The organism is Saccharopolyspora kobensis (genome assembly GCF_900108315.1).
Taxonomy (GTDB): Bacteria; Actinomycetota; Actinomycetes; order Mycobacteriales; family Pseudonocardiaceae; genus Saccharopolyspora; species Saccharopolyspora kobensis.
This window is the reverse complement of sequence record NZ_FNVB01000009.1, coordinates 419521-438387: the sequence shown is the minus strand read 5'-3', so window position 1 is coordinate 438387 and position 18867 is coordinate 419521. Positions and strand designations below refer to the sequence as shown.

Annotated in this window: 12 protein-coding genes and 1 rRNA gene; 6 read left to right on the top strand and 7 right to left on the bottom strand. The window is 71.2% G+C overall.

Annotation, left to right across the window (positions count from 1 at the left end; all coding sequences use genetic code 11):
* The 5 genes from C4T78_RS29265 to C4T78_RS29245 all read right to left on the bottom strand — a co-directional run.
* A 16S ribosomal RNA gene (locus tag C4T78_RS29265) occupies positions 1-102 on the bottom strand; the annotation flags it as partial.
* Positions 103-675: 573 nt separating this feature from the next.
* Positions 676-4344, bottom strand: a complete 3669-nt coding sequence (locus C4T78_RS29260) for an FkbM family methyltransferase (protein WP_093352065.1) — start codon at positions 4342-4344, stop codon at positions 676-678.
* Between the two features lie 192 nt (positions 4345-4536).
* A complete protein-coding gene (gene glnA, locus C4T78_RS29255) occupies positions 4537-5880 on the bottom strand; it encodes a type I glutamate--ammonia ligase (protein ID WP_093352063.1) in 1344 nt (447 codons plus the stop codon).
* Positions 5881-5935: 55 nt separating this feature from the next.
* Complete coding sequence (locus C4T78_RS29250) at positions 5936-7537, bottom strand: SLC13 family permease (protein WP_093352061.1); 1602 nt, start codon at positions 7535-7537, stop codon at positions 5936-5938.
* A gap of 83 nt (positions 7538-7620) precedes the next feature.
* Complete coding sequence (locus C4T78_RS29245; RefSeq protein WP_093352059.1) at positions 7621-9204, bottom strand: alpha/beta hydrolase; 1584 nt, start codon at positions 9202-9204, stop codon at positions 7621-7623.
* 83 nt (positions 9205-9287) lie between these two features.
* Here C4T78_RS29245 and C4T78_RS29240 point away from each other — a divergent pair, with 83 nt between their 5' ends.
* The 3 genes from C4T78_RS29240 (at position 9288) to C4T78_RS29230 (ending at position 15035) form a co-directional block, all read left to right on the top strand.
* Positions 9288-11033 carry an NAD+ synthase gene (locus tag C4T78_RS29240; RefSeq protein WP_093352057.1) on the top strand — a complete coding sequence of 582 codons (1746 nt, stop codon included), beginning with the start codon at positions 9288-9290 and terminating at the stop codon, positions 11031-11033.
* A gap of 197 nt (positions 11034-11230) precedes the next feature.
* Positions 11231-14218, top strand: coding sequence for a DEAD/DEAH box helicase (locus C4T78_RS29235; RefSeq protein ID WP_093352054.1), 2988 nt, complete (start codon positions 11231-11233; stop codon positions 14216-14218).
* Complete coding sequence (locus tag C4T78_RS29230) at positions 14211-15035, top strand: SWIM zinc finger family protein (RefSeq protein WP_093352051.1); 825 nt, start codon at positions 14211-14213, stop codon at positions 15033-15035. The genes C4T78_RS29235 and C4T78_RS29230 overlap by 8 nt, the downstream gene beginning before the upstream one ends.
* Here C4T78_RS29230 and C4T78_RS29225 read toward each other — a convergent pair.
* A complete protein-coding gene (locus C4T78_RS29225) occupies positions 15026-15442 on the bottom strand; it encodes a PPOX class F420-dependent oxidoreductase (protein WP_093352049.1) in 417 nt (138 codons plus the stop codon). The genes C4T78_RS29230 and C4T78_RS29225 overlap by 10 nt on opposite strands.
* 92 nt (positions 15443-15534) lie before the next feature.
* Between C4T78_RS29225 and C4T78_RS29220 the strand changes: the two genes are divergently transcribed.
* Positions 15535-16131 (top strand): GNAT family N-acetyltransferase, encoded by a 597-nt coding sequence (locus C4T78_RS29220; RefSeq protein WP_093352046.1) that lies wholly within the window; start codon positions 15535-15537, stop codon positions 16129-16131.
* A 7-nt stretch (positions 16132-16138) separates the two neighbouring features.
* Here C4T78_RS29220 and C4T78_RS29215 read toward each other — a convergent pair whose 3' ends face one another.
* A complete protein-coding gene (locus C4T78_RS29215) occupies positions 16139-17272 on the bottom strand; it encodes a phosphatidylinositol-specific phospholipase C1-like protein (protein WP_093352043.1) in 1134 nt (377 codons plus the stop codon).
* A 164-nt stretch (positions 17273-17436) separates the two neighbouring features.
* Here C4T78_RS29215 and C4T78_RS29210 point away from each other — a divergent pair, with 164 nt between their 5' ends.
* Positions 17437-18216, top strand: coding sequence for a MerR family transcriptional regulator (locus C4T78_RS29210; RefSeq protein WP_093352041.1), 780 nt, complete (start codon positions 17437-17439; stop codon positions 18214-18216).
* A complete protein-coding gene (locus C4T78_RS29205) occupies positions 18213-18803 on the top strand; it encodes a hypothetical protein (RefSeq protein WP_093352038.1) in 591 nt (196 codons plus the stop codon). The genes C4T78_RS29210 and C4T78_RS29205 overlap by 4 nt, the downstream gene beginning before the upstream one ends.
* Positions 18804-18867: the final 64 nt, after the last annotated feature.

Genomic DNA, 18867 nt, shown 5'->3' with positions numbered 1-18867 from the left:
GTTCGCCACTCATCCACACCCGAAAGTGCTTCAGCGTTCGACTTGCATGTGTTAAGCACGCCGCCAGCGTTCGTCCTGAGCCAGGATCAAACTCTCCAACAATGCTGTTGAACAATCCCAGCAGACACTCAAACCATCAAAGGCGAGCGTCATACTCAAAGAAACCACCAACCAAAACAAACGTTTGGTCGGGGGCATAAAAGAACACTAACCAAAACAGTCCGCTGTTGAGTTCTCAAAGAACACACCCACACCATCACCCACGACCCGAATCAGGCCGCCAAGCTCCGGGGAGCATTTCCTCTGTTCGCTTTCGTGTGTCGGTAACTCTAGCAGGCCCATTTTCGGGTGTTTCAGGGGGGTGCCCCTCGCTGATCTCTCCGGAGATCGAACCTGCTTTGAGTTATCAACGCGCCCGGCTTCCTCATCGTCTGCCTGGCGACCGCTTTACGTTACCCGGTGCGCTTCGCGGTGTCAAACCCGCGCGCCCCGGCCGGTGTGCGCTCCGCGGAGTTCGTCTCCGTCCTCCCGGGCGCTCCCGCCACCGTCCTCGCCAGGCTCGTGCGTCCTGGCCCGTCCGGCTTTCCGTGCGGCAAAGAGAAAGTTACGCACACTCTGCGTCAAAGTCAAATCGCCTGGTCAGAGTCTTGACGCCGCACGGACAGCCGATCACCGCTACTTCTGCTTCGGGCGCAGCCAGAGCTTCACGGTGTTCGCCGAACCGGCCGCGTTGATCGCTTCCAGCAGGTCAGACGCACCGACCGGGCGGGTTCGGCCGACCGGGACCAGGTCGTAGCCCCAGGTTCCGAACTCGCGGAGCGCCGCCGCCGGATCATCGCCCAGTTGGGTGATCGCGGCCGGTGTGAAGGAGCACACGATCGATGGCCGATCCCGACGGAGCAGGCGGACCAGGCCGCCGAGCACCCGGTGGACGCGCGCACCGACGTCCACGTGCACCACGGACAGCTTCAGGTCCTGCAGGGCCGCGTGGCCCTCCAGTTCCCGGTCCAGGCGGATTCCACGCACCGACGCTTCCTCACCGTTCTCCGCCGGCTGCACCGACAGCCCTCCGGTGAGCGAGGCTTCCGAAGTCATGTCGCACGGCGCGTCCCAGGCCGCACCTTCCAGGAGCACCATGCGGTGGCCCCACGCGGCCGGGACGTTGACCTGGACGTTGTGCTTGAGCAGGTTCGCGCTGCGCGGGCACGGCTCCACCGCGACCACGGCTCCGCTGTTGCCGAGCCTGCTGAGCACGCGGACCGTCTGGTAGCCGACGTAGGCGCCGATGTCGAGGAAGATGCCGTCCGGTTCCAGCAGGGAGTCGATCAGCGTCGAGACGTCGCTGTCCCAGGTCGGGTGCGAGGACAGCCAGGGCAGCATGAAGCTGTCGTCAGCGGGCAACCGGAGCAGGCCCGCATCGCAGAGCACCGGTGTCGTGGTGCCATCGCCCGCTCCAGTGCTCCGCTCGTGCTCGCGCAGCAGGATGCGCTGCAAGACGTCGGTGCGCTGCAAGGCGTTCGCGGCGTCGGCGGATGCCGCGCGCACGGAGGCTTCGACGTTCTGGTCGGGCTTCTTTCGCTTCTCCAGCGCGTCCATCCGGTCGAGGATGCGCTCGACCGCGCCGGTGAGGCTGTCCAGCCGTTCGGCGAGGGCGTCCACCCCGCGGTCGTCGACGGCCGGGCCGCTTTCGAGCTCGCGCAGCCTGCGGTGCTGCTCGGCCAGGTCGGCGCGGGCCCGGACCACACCGTCCTCGGTGCCCATGAGCTGCGCTCCGAGCTGGTCTTGGCGCTGGGCGAACTGGGCGAGCTCGGCGCGCATCGCTTCCACGTCGCCGTCGGCATCCGCCTCGTACTGGCGGCGCAGCAGTTCCGACGCGGTCTGCTCGACGCCGTCGACCACCGAGCGCATGACGTCGCGGATGTGCTCGTCGTAGTGGCTGAGGGCCTTGAGCACCGCCTTGCGCAGCGCCGGGGCCATCGCGTTGCGGCTGCTGACTCCCGCGTCCGGGGCACGGTGCAGCGCGTGGCGGGCCACGAGGAGCGGGCGCAGCGGGTCGTCGAACTGGCCGTGGCGGTCGGCGGACCACTTCGTGCGCCAGTTCCGGTAGGCGTGCTCGACGCGTTCGCGCAGTCGCGCGCCCGCCCGGGCCACGGTGTGCGTGGCGAGCAGGTTCTCGCGCGCCACCGCACCGAAGGCCGCTGTCGCGTCCGGGTCGTCGGCGGCCTCGCGCAGCAGTTCCGCCGCCGCGTCGATGTCGGGCTCGCCCGGGCCTTGGCAGGGCACGAGGCGGGCCGCTTCCGCGCCGAGGATCTCGGCGACCGCGCCGTGGTCGCCGGCGATCACCGGTATCCCGTGCGCGGCGACTTCGAGCAGGCGCAGGACGTGGTCGTCGGTCGCGCCGCCTCGGTGCAGCGAGGCGAAGCAGTCCGCTGCGGACAGCAGTGCTCGGAGGTCGGGGGCGTCCTCGACGAGCTGGATGCGCGGGTCCGACGCGGTGGCCAGGCGCAGACGCTCGGCCGCCTCGGGGAAGTCCCCCGCGCCCGCGACGCCGATCAGCAGGCGCACGTCGGTGCGCTCCGGGAAGGCCGAGAGGAATGCGCTGACCACGCCCAGCACGTTGTCCGCGCGCTCCGCGGCGTGATCCGCGCAGGTGGTGATCACGAACTCGTCGGACAGGCCGAGCCGGGCGCGGGCGCCCTTCCGCGTCGGCAGGTCCACCAGCTCGCGCTCCGGCGCGGGCAGCGTGATCACCCTGGTCTTCGCACCGCTGCGGCGGGCCACCGCCCGGCTGCTCTCGGAGAGCACCCAGGTCTCCGCGACGTCGTCGGATCCGGCCGTGCCGGTGTGCACGTCGATCACGTACCGGCCCGCCGGTACCGGCAGGTCGGGGGTGCAGCGCAGGACGACCGGGTAGTAGGCGGTGTCCGCGGAGGGCAGGCCCGATGCGCGGACCGCGTCCCGCACCAGGTCGGCGAGCGGGCCCTCGCCCAGGACCGCCACCCCGAGCTGGTCGACCAGGGCCGCTCGGTTGTCGATGCGGCGGTGCACCGCCTCGGCCGGGACGCGGCCGCTGGCCACCCCGACCCCGACGCACCACTCGTGGAAGGACTCCGCGTCGGCGCCGAACGGATCCGGGTAGTCGCGCCGCAGGATCGGGTCGTCGGCCCACACCGCCGCCGTCCAGCGGGACGCGCCCGCCGCGCGCTGCTGGTCGTCGGCCGGGGCGCAGGCCCATTCCTGGAACGCCGGCAGCGCGTCCTGCTCGAACGGGCTCGGCGGGGCCTCTCCGTCCAGCCAGGCCGCGAGGTACTCGCCGCGCAGGGTGGTCGGGAGCACCACGCCGTCGGGCAGCGCGTCGAACGGGTGCGGCTGTTCGCGGGTGTACCCCGCTTCGACCAGTGCGTTGCGGTAGCCGGCGCACAGCCCCGCGAGGGTTTGGTGCTCGGACAGCAGGATGCGCGGGCGGTCGGCGTAGGCCGTGGACAGCAGCCAGGGCCGCTGCGGTTGGAAGCCGTCGAAGTGGACGCTGCGCAGCACCGCGCCGTCCACCGTGTGCTTGCCGTCGCTGTCGACCGCGAGCGCGCGCTGCCCCGCGTTCCACACCGAGAGTCCGACGCCGGGATCGCGGATCACCTTGTGGTCGACGAGCGCCGGGGCGTCGTCGAGCACCGGGGTGGCCATCGTCGGATCGCTGCGCAGCTGCTCCACCCAGGTCGTCAGCAGCTGTTCGGCGCCGGGGCGGACGGCGAACACGCTCGGGTCGAAGGTGCCGGACTCGGCCAGGTCCGCCGGGCTGGGGCGCAGGCCGTCCACCGCGAGCGGGCGCAGCACGCGCGGCACCAGGGCGACCGGGCGATCCGGGGTCAGGCCGGTGAGCAGGTCGTCGAAGCGGCCGAAGACCTGCACCGACGGCTCGAAGTACAACGTGGTGTGACCGGTCTTGAGCAGGTGCTGCAGGAACCGCGGGCGCAGCACGGTGCGCAGCTGCTCCGCCGTGCAGCCGACGGCCAGCCGGGCGAACTCCTGCGGGTCGATGCCGATGTCGGCGACCGACAGCGCGTCGGCCTCACCGTGTCCCGGCCGGTCGACCAGCAGCAGCGCGAACCGCGCGTCCGGGTGGTGGCGGCGGAAGCTGTCCCGCAGGACCCTGGCGGCCGGGAGCTGGTCGGGGCAGGCCACGGTGCACCCGAGCAGCGTGCCCGCGGACTGCTCCCCCGGCGTCTCCGCCGGCCACTCCGGCTCGAACAGCTCCGCGGACTGCTCCAGCACACCGGACTGCAGGGAGGACTCCACCTCGGAGCTCCCCGCGCTGATCGGATCGTGCTTCGCCTGCGAATCAGTCACGGGCGCAACCTATCGCTACCGGAGCACCGACCAGAAGACCAACCCCACCCGCCACAGCAGGCGCGCCGAAGCCGCTCGTCGGCGGCCTCCCGACACGCCGGGGCGTGTCGGGAGAGCGCGTATCCACGTCTTCGAACGCCGAAGGCGTTCAGCCGTCCCGCCGCGCGGAACGAGCCTGGAAACCACAGTCGGTCAGAGCATCGGCATGAGGGTTTTGAGCTCGTAGGGCGTGACGTGGCTCCGGTAGGAGTTCCACTCCTCCCGCTTGTTGCGCAGGAAGAAGTCGAAGACGTGCTCGCCGAGTGTTTCGGCGACCAGCTCGGAGGACTCCAGCTCGCTCAGCGCCTCGTTGAGGTTCTGCGGCAGGTTCGCGTAACCGGCCGCCCTGCGCTCGCGCTCGGTCAGGCTCCACACGTCGTCCTCGGTGGCCGGCGGCAGCTCGTAGCCCTTGTCCACGCCGCGCAGGCCCGCCGCGAGGATCACCGCGTAGGCCAGGTACGGGTTGCAGGCCGAATCGAGGTTCCGGACCTCGACCCGCCGGGAGGACGCCTTGCCCGGCGAGTACATCGGCACCCGGACCAGGGCGGACCGGTTCGCGTGGCCCCAGCACACCGCCGTCGGCGCTTCACCGCCGACGACCAGCCGCTTGTAGGAGTTGACCCACTGGTTGGTCACCGCGCTGATCTCGCGGGCGTGGTGCAGGATTCCGGCCACGAACGCGCGCCCCACGTCGGAGAGCTCGAAGGGGTTCTCCGGGTGGTAGAAGGCGTTCTGGTCGCCCTCGAAGAGGCTGAAGTGCGTGTGCATGCCGGAGCCGGGCTGCGCGCTGAACGGCTTCGGCATGAACGAGGCGCGCACGCCCTGCGTGATCGCGACCTCCTTGACCACGTACCGGAAGGTCATCACGTTGTCGGCCATGGTCAGCGCGTCGGCGTAGCGCAGGTCGATCTCCTGCTGGCCCGGTGCGCCCTCGTGGTGGCTGAACTCCACCGAGATGCCCATCGCCTCCAGCGTTTCGATGGCGTTGCGCCGGAAGTGCGGGGCGGCGTCGTGGCTGGCCTGGTCGAAGTAACCGCCGGAGTCGGCCGGGACCGGCTCGGAACCGTCGTCGGGCAGGTTCTTGAGCAGGAAGAACTCGATCTCGGGGTGCACGTAGCAGGTGAAGCCCGATTCGGTGGCGCGGGCCAGGGTCCGGCGCAGCACGTGGCGCGGGTCCGACCAGCACGGCGAGCCGTCGGGCATGTGGATGTCGCAGAACATCCGGGCCGAGTAGTGCTCCCCGTCGGCGGTCTCCCAGGGCAGCACCTGGAAGGTGGCCGGGTCGGGCTTGGCGACCATGTCCGATTCGTAGATCCGGGCGAAGCCCTCGATGGCCGAGCCGTCGAACCCGATCCCCTCGGCGAAGGCTCCTTCCAGCTCCGCGGGCGAGATCGCCACCGACTTGAGCATGCCGAGGACGTCGGTGAACCACAGCCGCACGAAGCGGATGTCACGTTCCTCCAAGGTGCGGAGCACGAACTCCTGCTGGCGGTTCATGCACGCAGCCTAAGAGTTCGAGCGCCGGATCGCGTAACTGGTCCGTGAACCCCGGCTACCCGAATCCGATGACCGCGATCATGGGCGGCAGGACGAGCGCGATCAGGACCGCGCCGGCCACGTCGAAGACCACCCCGGAACGGATCATCCTGGTGATCGGCACCGCTCCGGAGCCGTAGACCACGGCGTTCTGCGGCGTCGACACCGGCAGCATGAAGCCGAAGGACGCGGCGAAGGTCGCCGCGAGCGCGGGCACGAACGGGTTGACACCGGCCGCGACGGCGATCGGGATGACGATCGGCACCACCACGGCCGCTGCCGCGGTGTTCGACGTCGTCTCCGAGATCAGCACCGCCAGCGCGATGGCGAAGACGGTGATCGCGACGATGCTGGAGAAGCCCAGCGCGGCGGCCGCTCCCCGGCCGATGGTCTGGGCGAGCTCGGTCTTGGCGAGCAGGGAGCCGAAGATGATGCCGGTGCCGAACAGCACCACGGTGCCCCAGTCGATGCGGCTGGCCTCGGTCCAGGTGAGCGTGAAGCGGCGCTGCGCCCAGTCGGTGGGCAGCAGGAACAGCAGCGCGGCCCCGAGCACGGCGACGATGCCCTCGTCGAGCCGGTCGCTGATCAGGTCGTAGGCGGCCGAGTCGTTGCCCGCGACCAGCGCGACCACGCCGGGCGTCACCCACAGCACGACGGTGGTGGCGAAGGCGATCAGGGTGTTCTTCTCCGCCCGGGAGAGCTTGCCGAGCTTGGCCCGCTCGGCGGCGACGTACTCCTCGACCCCGGTCAGCTTGTTGATCTCGGGCCGGTTGAGCAGCAGCAGGACCGCGGCCAGCACCACGAACATCAGCAGGCAGATCGGCGCGGCCATCGCCATCCACTGCAGGAACGAGATGCGCTGGCCGGTGGCCTCCTCGATCAGCCCGCGGCCGATCAGGTTGGGCGGCGAGCCGATCGGGGTGAGCAGGCCGCCGACGCTGGCGCCGTAGGCGAGCATCAGCATCAGCGCGACGCCGACGCGCAGCCGCAGCGGGTCGAACGGGGCGCCGTCGGGCAGCTGCTTGCGGACCAGTTCGGCGATGACCGCGAGGATGCCGACCGCGGTGGGCAGCAGCATCGCGACGGTCGCGGTGTTGGAGACCACCGCCGACAGCAGGCAGGTGATCACCCCGAAGGCGATGATCACCCGCGCGGCGCTGCGGCCGACGCCGGGCAGCGACAGGATCGTGAACGCGAACCGCCTGGCCACGCCGTGCCGGAGCATGGCCTGCGCGAGGATGAACGCGCCGATGAAGGTGAACACGGTGGAGGAGCCGAACGGCGCGAGCACGTCGTCGGGCGGCATGACGCCCAGGACCACGATCGCGCCGACCCCGATGAGGCCGCCCACCGGGATCGGCACCGGTTCGCAGACCCACAGCACGATGACGCCGAGGAGCACCGCGGCGAGCTTGTGCTGGGCCGGTTCGAGCTGGGTGGGGATCAGCAGGAAGAGGATCGTCAGCGCCGGGGCCAGGAACAGCCCGATGGTGCGGCGGGCCCGCTCGAACCGCTCCTCGGCCGGGGAGAGGACCTGTTCGCCCAGGCCCCGGTACGTGCTGCCGGACAGCAGCACCGACGTCACGCTCTGCTCGCGTCCACCGTCCGCTTTGTCCATTCCAAGACGATAGGCGCGGTGTGATCTGATTCACCATAGTCCGTTCGGCCGCCGTGCTCGTCGGGCGAACGGACTACGGCCGGTCACTTCTCCGCGCAGCGAGCTCCGTCCGCCGGGGTCGTCAGGTCGATCAGGTACTTCGTGGCCGTGTCGTCGATGCAGGTGACGCCCTGCAGGAAGACCGTGTGCCGGGTGCCTTCGTAGGTGAGCAGGTGGCCGTCCAGCGCCTCGGCCAGCTTGACGCCCGCTGCGTAGGGCGTGGCCGGGTCGCCGGTCGTGGAGATCACCAGCGTCGGGGGCAGCGCGGTCACCTCGGGCGCGGTCGGGTCGCCGGTGACCGGGACCGGCCAGAACGCGCACATGTCGCGCGCCGCGCTCGGCGGGTTGCCGTCGTCCAGGAACGGCGCCGCCTCGCGGTAGCGGCGGTCGGCCTCGCGACGCTGCTCCGGGTCCAGGACGCGCTGATCGTCGACGCAGTGCACGGCGTCGAAGGCGTCGTTGGTGTTGGGGTACCGGCCTTGCTCGTCGCGGCTGAAGTAGCTGTCGGCGAGCGTGAGCAGGCTCCGGCCGCTGCCCTGGCGCAGCTCGGCGAGCCCGCCGTCGAGCTGGGCCCAGAGGCTGGGCGCGTAGAGCGCCTGGATGGCCGCCATCGTGGCGTCCGAATAGGACAGCTCGCGGCCGTCGCCCGCGCGCACCGGGTCGTCGGCCAGTGGGCGGACGATCTGCTGAAACTGCGCCGACGCGGCCTTCGGGTCGTGGCCCAGCGAGCACTGCTGGCGTGCCGCGCACCAGGCCGCGAAGTCGTCGAAGGCCTGCTGGAAGCCGGCGCCCTGGGCCACCAGCGTGTCGATCGCCGACTTTCCCGGGTCGATCGCGCCGTCGAGCACCATCGCCCGCACGTTGCCGGGGAACTGCTCGGCGTACTCCGCGCCGATCCGGGTGCCGTAGGAGTAGCCGAGGTAGTTGAGCTTCTGGTCGCCCAGCGCCGAGCGCAGCACGTCCATGTCCTTGGCGACCTCGCGGGTGCCGACGTTGGCCAGCAGCTTGGCGCCGGTGCGCTCGGCGCACTTGCCCGCGTAGTCGCGCTCCTCCTTCTCGGTCTCCGCGACACCGCTCGGCGAGGTGTCCGCGTCGGAGTCCAGCCGCTTGGCGTCGCGCTCCTGGTCGGTCAGGCAGCGCACCGCGGGCTCGGAGGCGCCGATGCCGCGCGGGTCGAAGCCGATCAGGTCGAACCGCTCGCCGAGCGCGGAGTTGCGCACCGAGCCCGCCAGGCTCGCCGCCGTGCTCATCCCGGACGCTCCCGGGCCACCGGGGTTGATCAGCAGCGAACCGATCTTCTGCGGCTGGTCGGTGGCCGGGCTGCGCAGGACGCCGATGGTGATCACCTCGCCCTGCGGGTCGGCGTAGTCCATCGGAACCTCCACGCGCGTGCACTCCAGGCCCGGGTCGACGTAGGAGGCCCGGTCGCTCTCGGTCGTGGCGAAGGGCGCGCACGGACCCCAGTTCAGCGGCTGCCCGTAGTACCGCTCCAGGCCGGGCGGCACGGGCCCGGCCGGCCCCTTCTGATCGGTGTGCGGCTGCAGCGGCGGAGGCGTCTGCTCCGGCAGGCTGCACGCGGCGGCGCTGAGCACGGCGAGCGCGGAGAGCACGGTCAGTAGGCGGTTCACCACTGGATCGTGACATGCACGAGCCGGTGTGAGTCGCGCCGGGCGGGACGACACCGCCCGGTCGGGTGCGCGAAGATGGGCGCATGCCCCAGTTGCGCATCGCACTCGCACAGGTCAACGCATGCGTCGGCGACATCGCCGGGAACAGCTCGATGGTCCTGGAGTGGACCCGCCGAGCGGTTCAGGAGGGCGCCCACCTGGTGGTCTTCCCCGAGATGGTGCTGTCCGGCTACCCGGTCGAGGACCTGGCGCTGCGCAAGTCGTTCGCGGCTGCCAACCTCACCGAGGTCGAGCAGCTCGCGCGCCGGTTGCAGGACTCCGGTTGCGGGGACGCGCTGGTGGTCGTCGGGCACCTCGGCCGCGACGACCAGGGCCCGCGCAACTCCGCGTCGCTGCTCTACGGCGGCGAGGTGGTGGCGACCTACCACAAGCACCACCTGCCGAACTACGGCGTGTTCGACGAGGCCCGCTACTTCGCGCCCGGCTTCGACCTGCCGATCGTGCGGTTCCACGGGCTCGACGTCGGCGTGGTGATCTGCGAGGACATCTGGCAGAACGGCGGCCCGGTGGCGGCGCTGGGCCAGGTCGGCGTGGACCTCGTGGTGTGCCTCAACGGCTCGCCCTACGAGCGCGCCAAGGACGACGCCCGGACGCCGCTGGTGGTGCGGCGGGCCGCGGAGGCCGGGGCGCCGATGGCCTACGTCAACCTGGTCGGCGCGCAGGACGAGCTGGTCTTCGACGGCGACTCGATGATAGCCGCGGCCGACGGCGAGATCATTTCGCGGGCGCCGCAGTTCACCGAGCACCTGCTGGTCCAGGACCTGGAGCTGACCGCGGGCGGCCACACCTCGACGACCGTGCCCGCCGAGCCGGGCCCGATGCGGATGCCCGCCTTCGACGTGCAGCGGCTCGTGCTGCAGCCCGAGCCGCTTCCTGGCTACCAGCCGCTGCCGCCTGCCCCGCCTGCCGAACCGCTCGACGACGAGGCCGAGGTGTGGGGCGCGCTGGTCACCGGGCTGCGGGACTACGTGCACAAGAACGGCTTCCGCTCGGTGACCTTCGGGTTCTCCGGCGGCATCGACTCGGCGGTCGTCGCGGCGCTGGCCGCCGACGCGCTCGGCGCGGACTCGGTGCACGGCGTCTCGATGCCGTCGAACTACTCCTCCGAGCACTCCCGGTCCGACGCCGCCGAGCTGGCCGAGCGCATCGGCTGCCACTTCGAGGTGCAGCCGATCGCCGACATGGTCGAGGTGTACGTGCGGCAGCTCGGGCTGACCGGGCTGGCCGAGGAGAACGTGCAGGCGCGCGCCCGCGGCGTGCTGCTGATGGCGCTGTCCAACCAGCGCGGGCACCTGGTGCTGGCGACCGGGAACAAGACCGAGCTGGCGGTGGGCTACTCCACCATGTACGGCGACGCGGTGGGCGCCTTCGCGCCGATCAAGGACGTGCCGAAGACGCTGGTGTGGAAGCTGGCGCGGTGGCGCAACGAGATCGCGGAGAAGCGCGGCGAGGTGCCGCCGATCCCGGAGAACTCGATCACCAAGCCGCCGTCGGCGGAGCTGCGGCCGGACCAGGTCGACCAGGACTCGCTGCCGGAGTACGACGTGCTCGACGTGGTGCTGGACGGCTACGTGGAGAGCGACCGCAGCTACGCGGAGCTGATCGCCGAGGGCTTCGACGCCGAGCTGGTCGAGCGGGTGCTGCAGATGGTGGATCGCGCCGAGTACAAGCGGCGGCAGTACCCGCCGGGCACCAAGATCACGTTCAAGGCGTTCGGCCGGGACCGGCGGCTGCCGCTGACCAACCGGTGGCGCGAGATCGCTCCGTGACGACTTCGGTCCGGCCAGGCGCCCGAGCCGGCCTCGGGCGCGGGAGGAACGCAATTTCAATTGAAATTGCGCGCTTCCCGACGCGCCCCGGTGCGTCGGGTGCCCGACACACCGGGGTGTTGCGCGATTTCAATGGAAATCGGACGTCTGATTTCCATTGAAATCGCGGGAGTCTGCGAGCTGAGGAGGATCATCCGGTGTGGGCCGTGCACGCCCTGTGCACCGTGGACGGACGTCTCGTGGTGTGGGCGGAGGATTCCGGACTGCCGGCGCGGATTCCCGGCCGCGCGCCGCGAGGCCCGCTGGCGCATCCGTTCGCGGCTGCGGGCGAGGCGCTGCGGGATGCGTTCGGGGAGCAGAGCAAGGTCGACTCCGTTCGGATCCAGCTGCCGTCCTACGCCTCCGCACCCGCCCCGTCTCCCGAGCTCGTCCGGGATCCGCTGACCGCAGGGCCGGCACCGCGCGGGAAGCTGCGGGTGCGTGAGTGGCTGGTCCCCGCCGTGTCGTGCAACCCGGCGACGGTGCTCGAGCTGCTGGACGAGGACGTGCCCGGATGCCGGCTGGGCACCTCGGCGCGGTTCCTGCGCAGCCTCGCCGAGTGGGCTGAGCAGCTGGTGTCGGGCGGGCGGGTGCTGCCCGCGCTGGTCGACGTGGACGAATGGCCGACCGCGCGGTGGCGGCCTGCGCTCTCCAGCACCGATTCGGCGCACTTCGTGGCGCTGCGCGACGCGATGCCCGCGGCGTTTCGCTGCGAGCGCGGCGACGCACCGGCCGATGTCCTGCGCACCGCGCTGAACTCGCTGGTCGACGGCATCGTGCGCAGCCGGGTCGCCGATCTCGAGCTGACCTCCGGCCGGACCGCGGCGGCGGCGTGGCTGCGGGCGTTGACCGGTGAGCCGCGCTTCGACAGCGCCGAGGGGCGGGTCCGGAGGCTGGCCCGCCAGCTGGACACCTGGCGGGCCAGCGGAGGCAGGCAGAACCCGGTGCGGACCTGCTTCCGGTTGCACGCTCCCGAGGACGACGAGGACTGGCGCCTGGAGTTCCTGCTGCAGGCCGTGGACGACCCGAGCGTGCTGGTGTCGGCGAACGAGGTGTGGCGGGGCGACAGCCGGGTCCTGCAGCGCTGGGTCGACGAGCCCGAGGAGCTGCTGCTCACCGATCTCGGCACGGCCGGGCGGATCTTCCCCGCGCTCGACGCGGCGCTGCGCGTGCCGCACCCGAGCGAGCTGCTGCTCGACGCCGACGGCGCCTACGAGTTCCTGACCAGTGCGACGCTGCTGGACCAGGCCGGTTTCGGCGTGCTGCTGCCGTCCTGGTGGGGGCGGCCGGAGGAGGAACTCGGGCTGAAGCTGACCGCGACCAGCACCGGCACCGCGGGCGCGGTGGCCAAGGAATCCGGCGTCGGGCTGGCCGACCTGGTCGACTACCGCTGGGACCTGGCGCTCGGCAACGAGGAACTCACCGCTTCGGAGCTGGACGAGCTGGCCGCCGCGAAGGTGCCGCTGGTGCGGCTGCGCGGCCGGTGGGTCCGGATCGACCGCAAGCGGCTCGCGGCCGGACTGGCGTTCCTGGAGCGCTCCGGCAGCGGGCAGATGACCGCGGGCGAAGTCCTGCTGCAGGCCGGGCTCCCGGCCGAGGACGCCGAACGGCCGATGCCGGTGGTGCAGGTCAGCGGGCGCGGCTGGGTCGGCGACCTGCTGTCCGGTCAGCTCGAACGGCACCTGGAGCCGGTGGAGCCGCCCGACCAGTTCACCGCCGCGCTGCGCCCGTACCAGCAACGCGGCCTGGCCTGGCTGGCGTTCCTGGACCGGCTCGGCCTGGGCGCTTGCCTCGCCGACGACATGGGCCTGGGCAAGACCGTGCAGCTGCTCGCGCTGGAGGCGCTGGTGCGCGCGGAGGGCCCTCGCGCGCCGACGCTGCTGGTCTGCCCGATGTCTGTGGTCGGCAACTGGCAGCGGGAGGCCGCCAGGTTCGCGCCCGCGCTCAAGGTGCACGTCCACCACGGCTCCGACCGGCTCACCGGCGAGGACCTGATGGAGGAGGTCGGCGGGTACGACCTGGTCATCACCACCTACCCGCTGGCCGCGCGGGATTCGGCCGTGCTGCGGGAGGTCCGGTGGGACCGGGTGGTGCTCGACGAGGCGCAGAACATCAAGAACAGCAACTCCCGGCAGGCCCGGGCGGTGCGCGGGCTGTCCGCGCGGCAGCGGATCGCGCTGACCGGGACCCCGGTGGAGAACCGGCTCGCCGAGCTGTGGTCGATCATGGACTTCGCCAACCCGGGAGCGCTCGGTTCGCTGAGCACCTTCCGGGCGCGGTTCGCGGTGCCGATCGAGCGCGACGGCGACACCGAGGCCGCGGCCCGGTTGCGGCGCGTCACCGGGCCCTTCGTGCTGCGGCGGCTCAAGACCGATCCGGCGATCATCGACGACCTGCCGGACAAGATCGAGATGAAGCAGCTGTGCAACCTCACCGCCGAGCAGGCCTCGCTGTACCAGGCGGTGGTGGACGACATGCTGGCGCGCATCGCCGACAGCGAGGGCATGGAGCGGCGCGGCCTGGTGCTGGCGACGATGTCGAAGCTCAAGCAGGTGTGCAACCACCCGGCGCAGCTGCTCGGCGACGGTTCCCCGCTGCCCGACCGGTCGGGGAAGCTGGCGCGGCTGGAGGAGATCCTCGAGTCGGTGCTGGCCGAGGGCGACAAGGCGCTGTGCTTCACGCAGTTCGCGGGTTTCGCCGGGATGCTGGTGCCGCACCTGGCCGCCCGCTTCGACACCGAGGTGCTGCTGCTGCACGGCGGCACGCCGAAGAGGGCCCGCGACGAGATGGTGCGCCGGTTCCAGGAGGCCGACGGCCCGTCGATCTTCCTGCTGTCGCTCAAGGCCGGTGGCACCGGGCTGACGCTGACCGCGGCCAACCACGTAATCCACCTGGACCGCTGGTGGAACCCGGCGGTCGAGGACCAGGCCACCGACCGCGCTTTCCGCATCGGGCAGCGCCGGGACGTGCAGGTCCGCAAGCTGACCTGCATCGGCACCCTGGAGGAGAAGATCGACCGGATGATGGCGGACAAGAAGGCGCTGGCGCAGCTGGTGGTCGGCTCCGGCGAGAACTGGCTGACCGAGCTGTCCACCAGCCAGCTGCGCGAGCTGGTGGCGCTGGAAGCGGAGGCCGTCGGTGGCTGACTGGTACGGCGGGTTTCCCAAGACCGGCAAACCGATCCGCGTCGAGGGCGGGATCAAGGCGCGCAGCAAGCGCGGCGAGATCGCGCAGACCTGGTGGTCGCGCCGGTTCATCGAGGTGCTGGAGTCGTTCGGCATGGGCGGGCGGTTGCAGCGCGGCAAGAACTACGCGCGGGCCGGCCAGGTGCTGAACCTGACGCTGTCGACGAGCGTGGTGGTGGGGCTGGTGCAGGGCTCGCGGCCGCAGCCGTACCGGGCGCGCATCGGCATCAAGGCGTTCACCCCGGCGGAGTGGGAGCAGGTCGAGCAGGCGCTGGCCGGTCAGGCGCTGTACGCGGCGAAGCTGCTGGCCGGGGAGATGCCGCCGGAGATCGAGGAGGTCTTCGCCGGGCTCGGCCTGGAGCTGTTCCCGACGACCATGCGGGAGCTGACGATGGACTGCTCCTGCCCGGACTGGGAAATCCCGTGCAAGCACCTCGCCGCGACCTGCTACCTGCTGGCGGAGTCCTTCGACGCGGACCCGTTCCAGATCCTCGCCTGGCGCGGCCGCTCCCGCGAGGAACTCCTGGACCGGCTGCGGTCGTTGCGCGGCACGGCCAGCGGTCCGGCGGTGGAGACCGATGACGCCGCACCGCTTTCGGAATCCCTGGAAACGTTCTGGACGGCACCGGAACCCCCGGTGCCACCAGCGGGCTTGGAGAGCACGCCGCCGGACGCGCTCCTCGACGAGCTCGAACCGCTGCCGGTGGAGATCGGCGGTGAGCGGGCGATCGACCTGCTCCGGCCCGCCTACCGCGCGATGGCCGCGCGTCAGGCCTGATGGACGGTGCGCCGCGTCTCGTACCAGTCCTCGCCGACGGGTTCACCCGCCATGTTCCAGCTCCAGGAGGTGGTCGGGGTGACGCGCAGGTACACGCCGGGGCCGACCATCCCGACCCGCTCGATCGGTCCTTCCGCCTCGCCGTAGACGCGGATGCCCCGCGCGATGAACGGGTCGAAGGACACCAGGTCGTCGAAGACGAGCGCGACCTTGCGGTTGCCCGCGTGGACGTTGCGGAACTTGCGGGTGTTGACGACCGACGCCCCGGCCCCGCCGACCCAGAAGCAGGCGCCGTCGAACTCGCAGGCGAGCGGCACCACGTCGGGCTGCCCGTCGGCGTCGACGGTGGCGAAGCGGACGATCGGCTGAGACCGCAGGTAGGCGATCTCCTGTTCGGTGAACGACATGGGACGGCTCCTTCGCGCTGCTGCCGACCAGCCTGCCACCGCGCCGGAAAACGCGTGGTCCGGTCGTCGTGGATCTTGATAGCGTCGGCCGCATGGCCTCTTCCGCGCGTGTTGCGGTCGTCGACGAGCTCGACGCCGCAGCGGACACCCTCGCCGCCGCCTTCGCCGACTACCCGTTCACCCGGCACACGATCTCAGCCGACGACCACCTCGACCGGGTGCGCCGCACCCAGCGCCTGTACCTGGAGCGCATCGGGTTCCCGCAAGGTCAGGTGCACGTGTGCGGAGACGCCGAGGCCGTGGCCGTGTGGACGACGCCGGACACCGACCTGGCGGTGTTCGCCGGAATGGCGGCGGAAGCGCAGGAGATCGCGGGCGACCGGGCGGAAGCGGCTGCCGCCGCCGACCAGGCCATGGCGCCGCACCGCCCGACCGAACCCGTGTGGTTCCTGGCCACCATCGGAGTCCGCCCGGGCCTGCAGGGCCGCGGACTCGGCCGAGCGGTGCTGGAACCGGGCCTGCGCGCGGCGGACGCCGCCGGCCTCCCGTGCTTCCTGGAGACCTCGCTCGAATCGAACGTGGCCTTCTACCGGAAGCTGGGCTTCGAGGTGACCGCCGAGGTGGACCTCCCAGACGACGGCCCCCGGACCTGGGCCATGCGCCGCCCCTCCCCCGACCAGCGCGGGTGACGCGGCTTCAACCGACGGCGGGTTCGAGGTGCTCGGAGCGGCAGGAGCGGGGCGCGTTCACCGGGTTGCAGCGCACCGGGGTCGGGAGTTCGGCGACGTAGTCGGAGCCGTAGCGGGCCGCCAGGCCCGGGGCCGGGAAGTCGGTGCTGATGATCTGCGCTCCGCTGGCCAGCGCTGCGCGCAACCGGGTGGTGTCGCCTGATGCGGCCTCGGTGAACGGCACGTCCGAGCGGGTCCGCACGAGGTAGCCGCGGCTCACCCAGTCCCTGATCCGGGCGCTGTTCGCACCGGTGGGGTCGTTCTGCGACATGAACGCCGCGTCCGGGCGGCCCGGCGCGGAGTTGGTGAACAGCACCCGGCCTTCGAGGTTGGGGCGGTTGTCCAGGTACGGCGCCTGCTGCCCGGGGTCGCTGTTGTCCATGAGGAAGACGAACTTGCCGCGGGACTCGGCGAGCGTCGGCCAACCGGAGCGGAGCACCGACTGCTCCAGCGTGCGACCGGGTTCGCGCACGTCGTCCGGCGTGATCATCCTGTCCGCCGGGATGACCGAGCGGATCTCCGCGTCCAGGTCGGCGAAGCGCTTGGCGTCCCACGGCGGCGAGACAGGGCCACCGCGCTGCTCCATCGCCGGATCGGTCTGCTTGAGCTCCAGCAGGACGGGGATCGGCGCGTGCCCGGGGTGCGCGTCGGACCAGTCGCGGGCCTGGCGCAGACAGCCGACCAGCGTCGAGCAGGACGTGGCGTAGTCGTGGTCGGCCCAGTGCATGACCTTGATCCCCGGCCGGAACAGGTCGGGATCGGTCAGCGGTCCAAGCCCGGCGTCGCGGCGGATCAGCGGGTGGGTGTACAGCCCGCCCCGGTCGCTGTCGGGCATCAGATCCAGCTCGATGTGCCGCACCGACTGGCGTTCGAACTGCACCGGCAGCGCAGCGTGGGAGTACCAGAGGTTGTCCGACGAGGACTGCCGCAGCTGCTCGCGGTGGGAGAGCTCGCGGTGGTAGCTGTTGTGCGTTCCGACGACCTGGAGCTGGTTCATCCGCACGGAATCGCGCGGTGGGACACCGGAAGCGCTGGCAGCGGCCAGCAGACCGGCGCAGGCCGCGAGCGCGGCAGCGGTGACACCTGCACGAGCGATTCGCATGGCGGACTCCTGGGGACGGTCGGCAGTCCAGCGTGGAACGCCGAGGTGACCGCCCCGCGATCCACCGCCCACTCAGCACCGAACAGCACGCGAACACCCGGGGGATGCGCCGCTCGGCGCCGGGAGCTTGACCTTCTCGCAGCGTCAACGTTTCTACTGAACGCATGCGAATCGGTGAGATCGCCGCCATGGTGGGGGTTTCCACCCGCGCTGTGCGCCACTACCACCACCAGGGCCTGCTGCCCGAACCGCAACGCCGGGCCAACGGCTACCGCCACTACGGCCTGCGCGACGCGATCGCGCTGGCGCGGATCCGGCGCCTGACCGAACTCGGGCTCAGCCTCGACGAGGTCCGCGACGCGCTGGCCGACGACGGCGGCCGCGAGCTGCGGGAGGTCCTGGTCGACCTGGACCGCGAGCTTGCCGAGCAGGAACAGCGGATCCGCGACCGCCGTGCCCGGCTCGGCCTGCTCATCGAGCGCGCCGAACGCGATGAGCTCGACGCGGACAGCGCTGTTTCGCCCGGAACCGCTGAACTGCTGGCCGCGCTGAACACCACCGAGCCGACATCGCCGACGGGCGTTCTGGAGCGCGAGTTGTTCGCGCTGATGGACACCACCGGCGGGGAGCAGCGCGACCAAGCGCTGGCGGTGGTTCTCCCCGCCATCGAGGACCCCGCTGTTCGCGCCCGCGGTCAGGAGCTGCAGCATCGGCTCGACGAACTCGCCGAAGCCGCCCCGGACGACCCACGGGTGACGCCGCTGGCCGAGGAGTTGGCGGCCAGCATCCCGGCCGAGGTCGCGGCGCTGATCGGCGACGGCGACGCCGACAACTCCTTCAGCACGGCCCTGTTCGACTCGGTCGGGCCTGCTAGAGCGGAAGTGCTGCGCCGGGCAATCCGGCTGTTGGCCCAGCGGCCGCGCGACGAAGACGATGCGCGGTGAGGAGGATCGCGGTCCGCCGGTGGGCGGCGAGTCTGCGTGCATTCCTGCTGCGGCGCCGGATCGGACTCGGCCCGGACGACGTCGAGCTCGGTTACGCGCGCGAGCAGGTTCCGGTGATGCTGATCCTGATGTTCGTGCTGGCGCTGGAAACCGCGGTGGTCGGGCTCCTCGTGCCGTGGCCGATCGTGCACGTGCTGGACGTCTGCGCGGTGCTGCAAGTCGTGGTCGCCCTGGCGGTCCTGGTCACCCGACCGCACTTCGTGAGCCCCGACCGCCTGGTGCTCCGCAACGGAGCCCGCTTCGAGCTGGAACTGCCCCTGACGTCGATCACCGCGGTCTCGGCCACCCGGAAGTCCCACCGAGGTGGCACCTTCCAGTTCCAGGACGACGTTGCGGAACTGGCCATCGTGGTGGGCGACCAGACCAACGTGCTGGTCGAGCTCACCGAGCCGGTCCTCGTCGCCCTGCCGAACGGCACGACCCGCGAGGTCGAACAGCTGCGGTTCCGAACCGACGAACCAGCGCGCGCGGTGACGGCGATCCGGGAAGCGGCTAACGGCCTGGCCGCTCCTGGCACGGCTCGTTAGGTGGTTCAGCTGACACGAGGTTCGAAGTGGTCGGGCGGCTGGAGCGGCGTGCGCTCACCGGGTC

What these genes read in the sequence shown, in the direction of transcription:
- glnA (WP_093352063.1), bottom strand. Translation starts at nt 5,880, where the DNA reads ATGAACCGCCAGCAGGAGTTCGTGCTCCGCACCTTGGAGGAACGTGAC.
- C4T78_RS29250 (WP_093352061.1), bottom strand. Translation starts at nt 7,537, where the DNA reads ATGGACAAAGCGGACGGTGGACGCGAGCAGAGCGTGACGTCGGTGCTG.
- C4T78_RS29240 (WP_093352057.1), top strand. Translation starts at nt 9,288, where the DNA reads ATGCCCCAGTTGCGCATCGCACTCGCACAGGTCAACGCATGCGTCGGC.
- C4T78_RS29225 (WP_093352049.1), bottom strand. Translation starts at nt 15,442, where the DNA reads ATGTCGTTCACCGAACAGGAGATCGCCTACCTGCGGTCTCAGCCGATC.
- C4T78_RS29220 (WP_093352046.1), top strand. Translation starts at nt 15,535, where the DNA reads ATGGCCTCTTCCGCGCGTGTTGCGGTCGTCGACGAGCTCGACGCCGCA.
- C4T78_RS29215 (WP_093352043.1), bottom strand. Translation starts at nt 17,272, where the DNA reads ATGCGAATCGCTCGTGCAGGTGTCACCGCTGCCGCGCTCGCGGCCTGC.
- C4T78_RS29210 (WP_093352041.1), top strand. Translation starts at nt 17,437, where the DNA reads ATGCGAATCGGTGAGATCGCCGCCATGGTGGGGGTTTCCACCCGCGCT.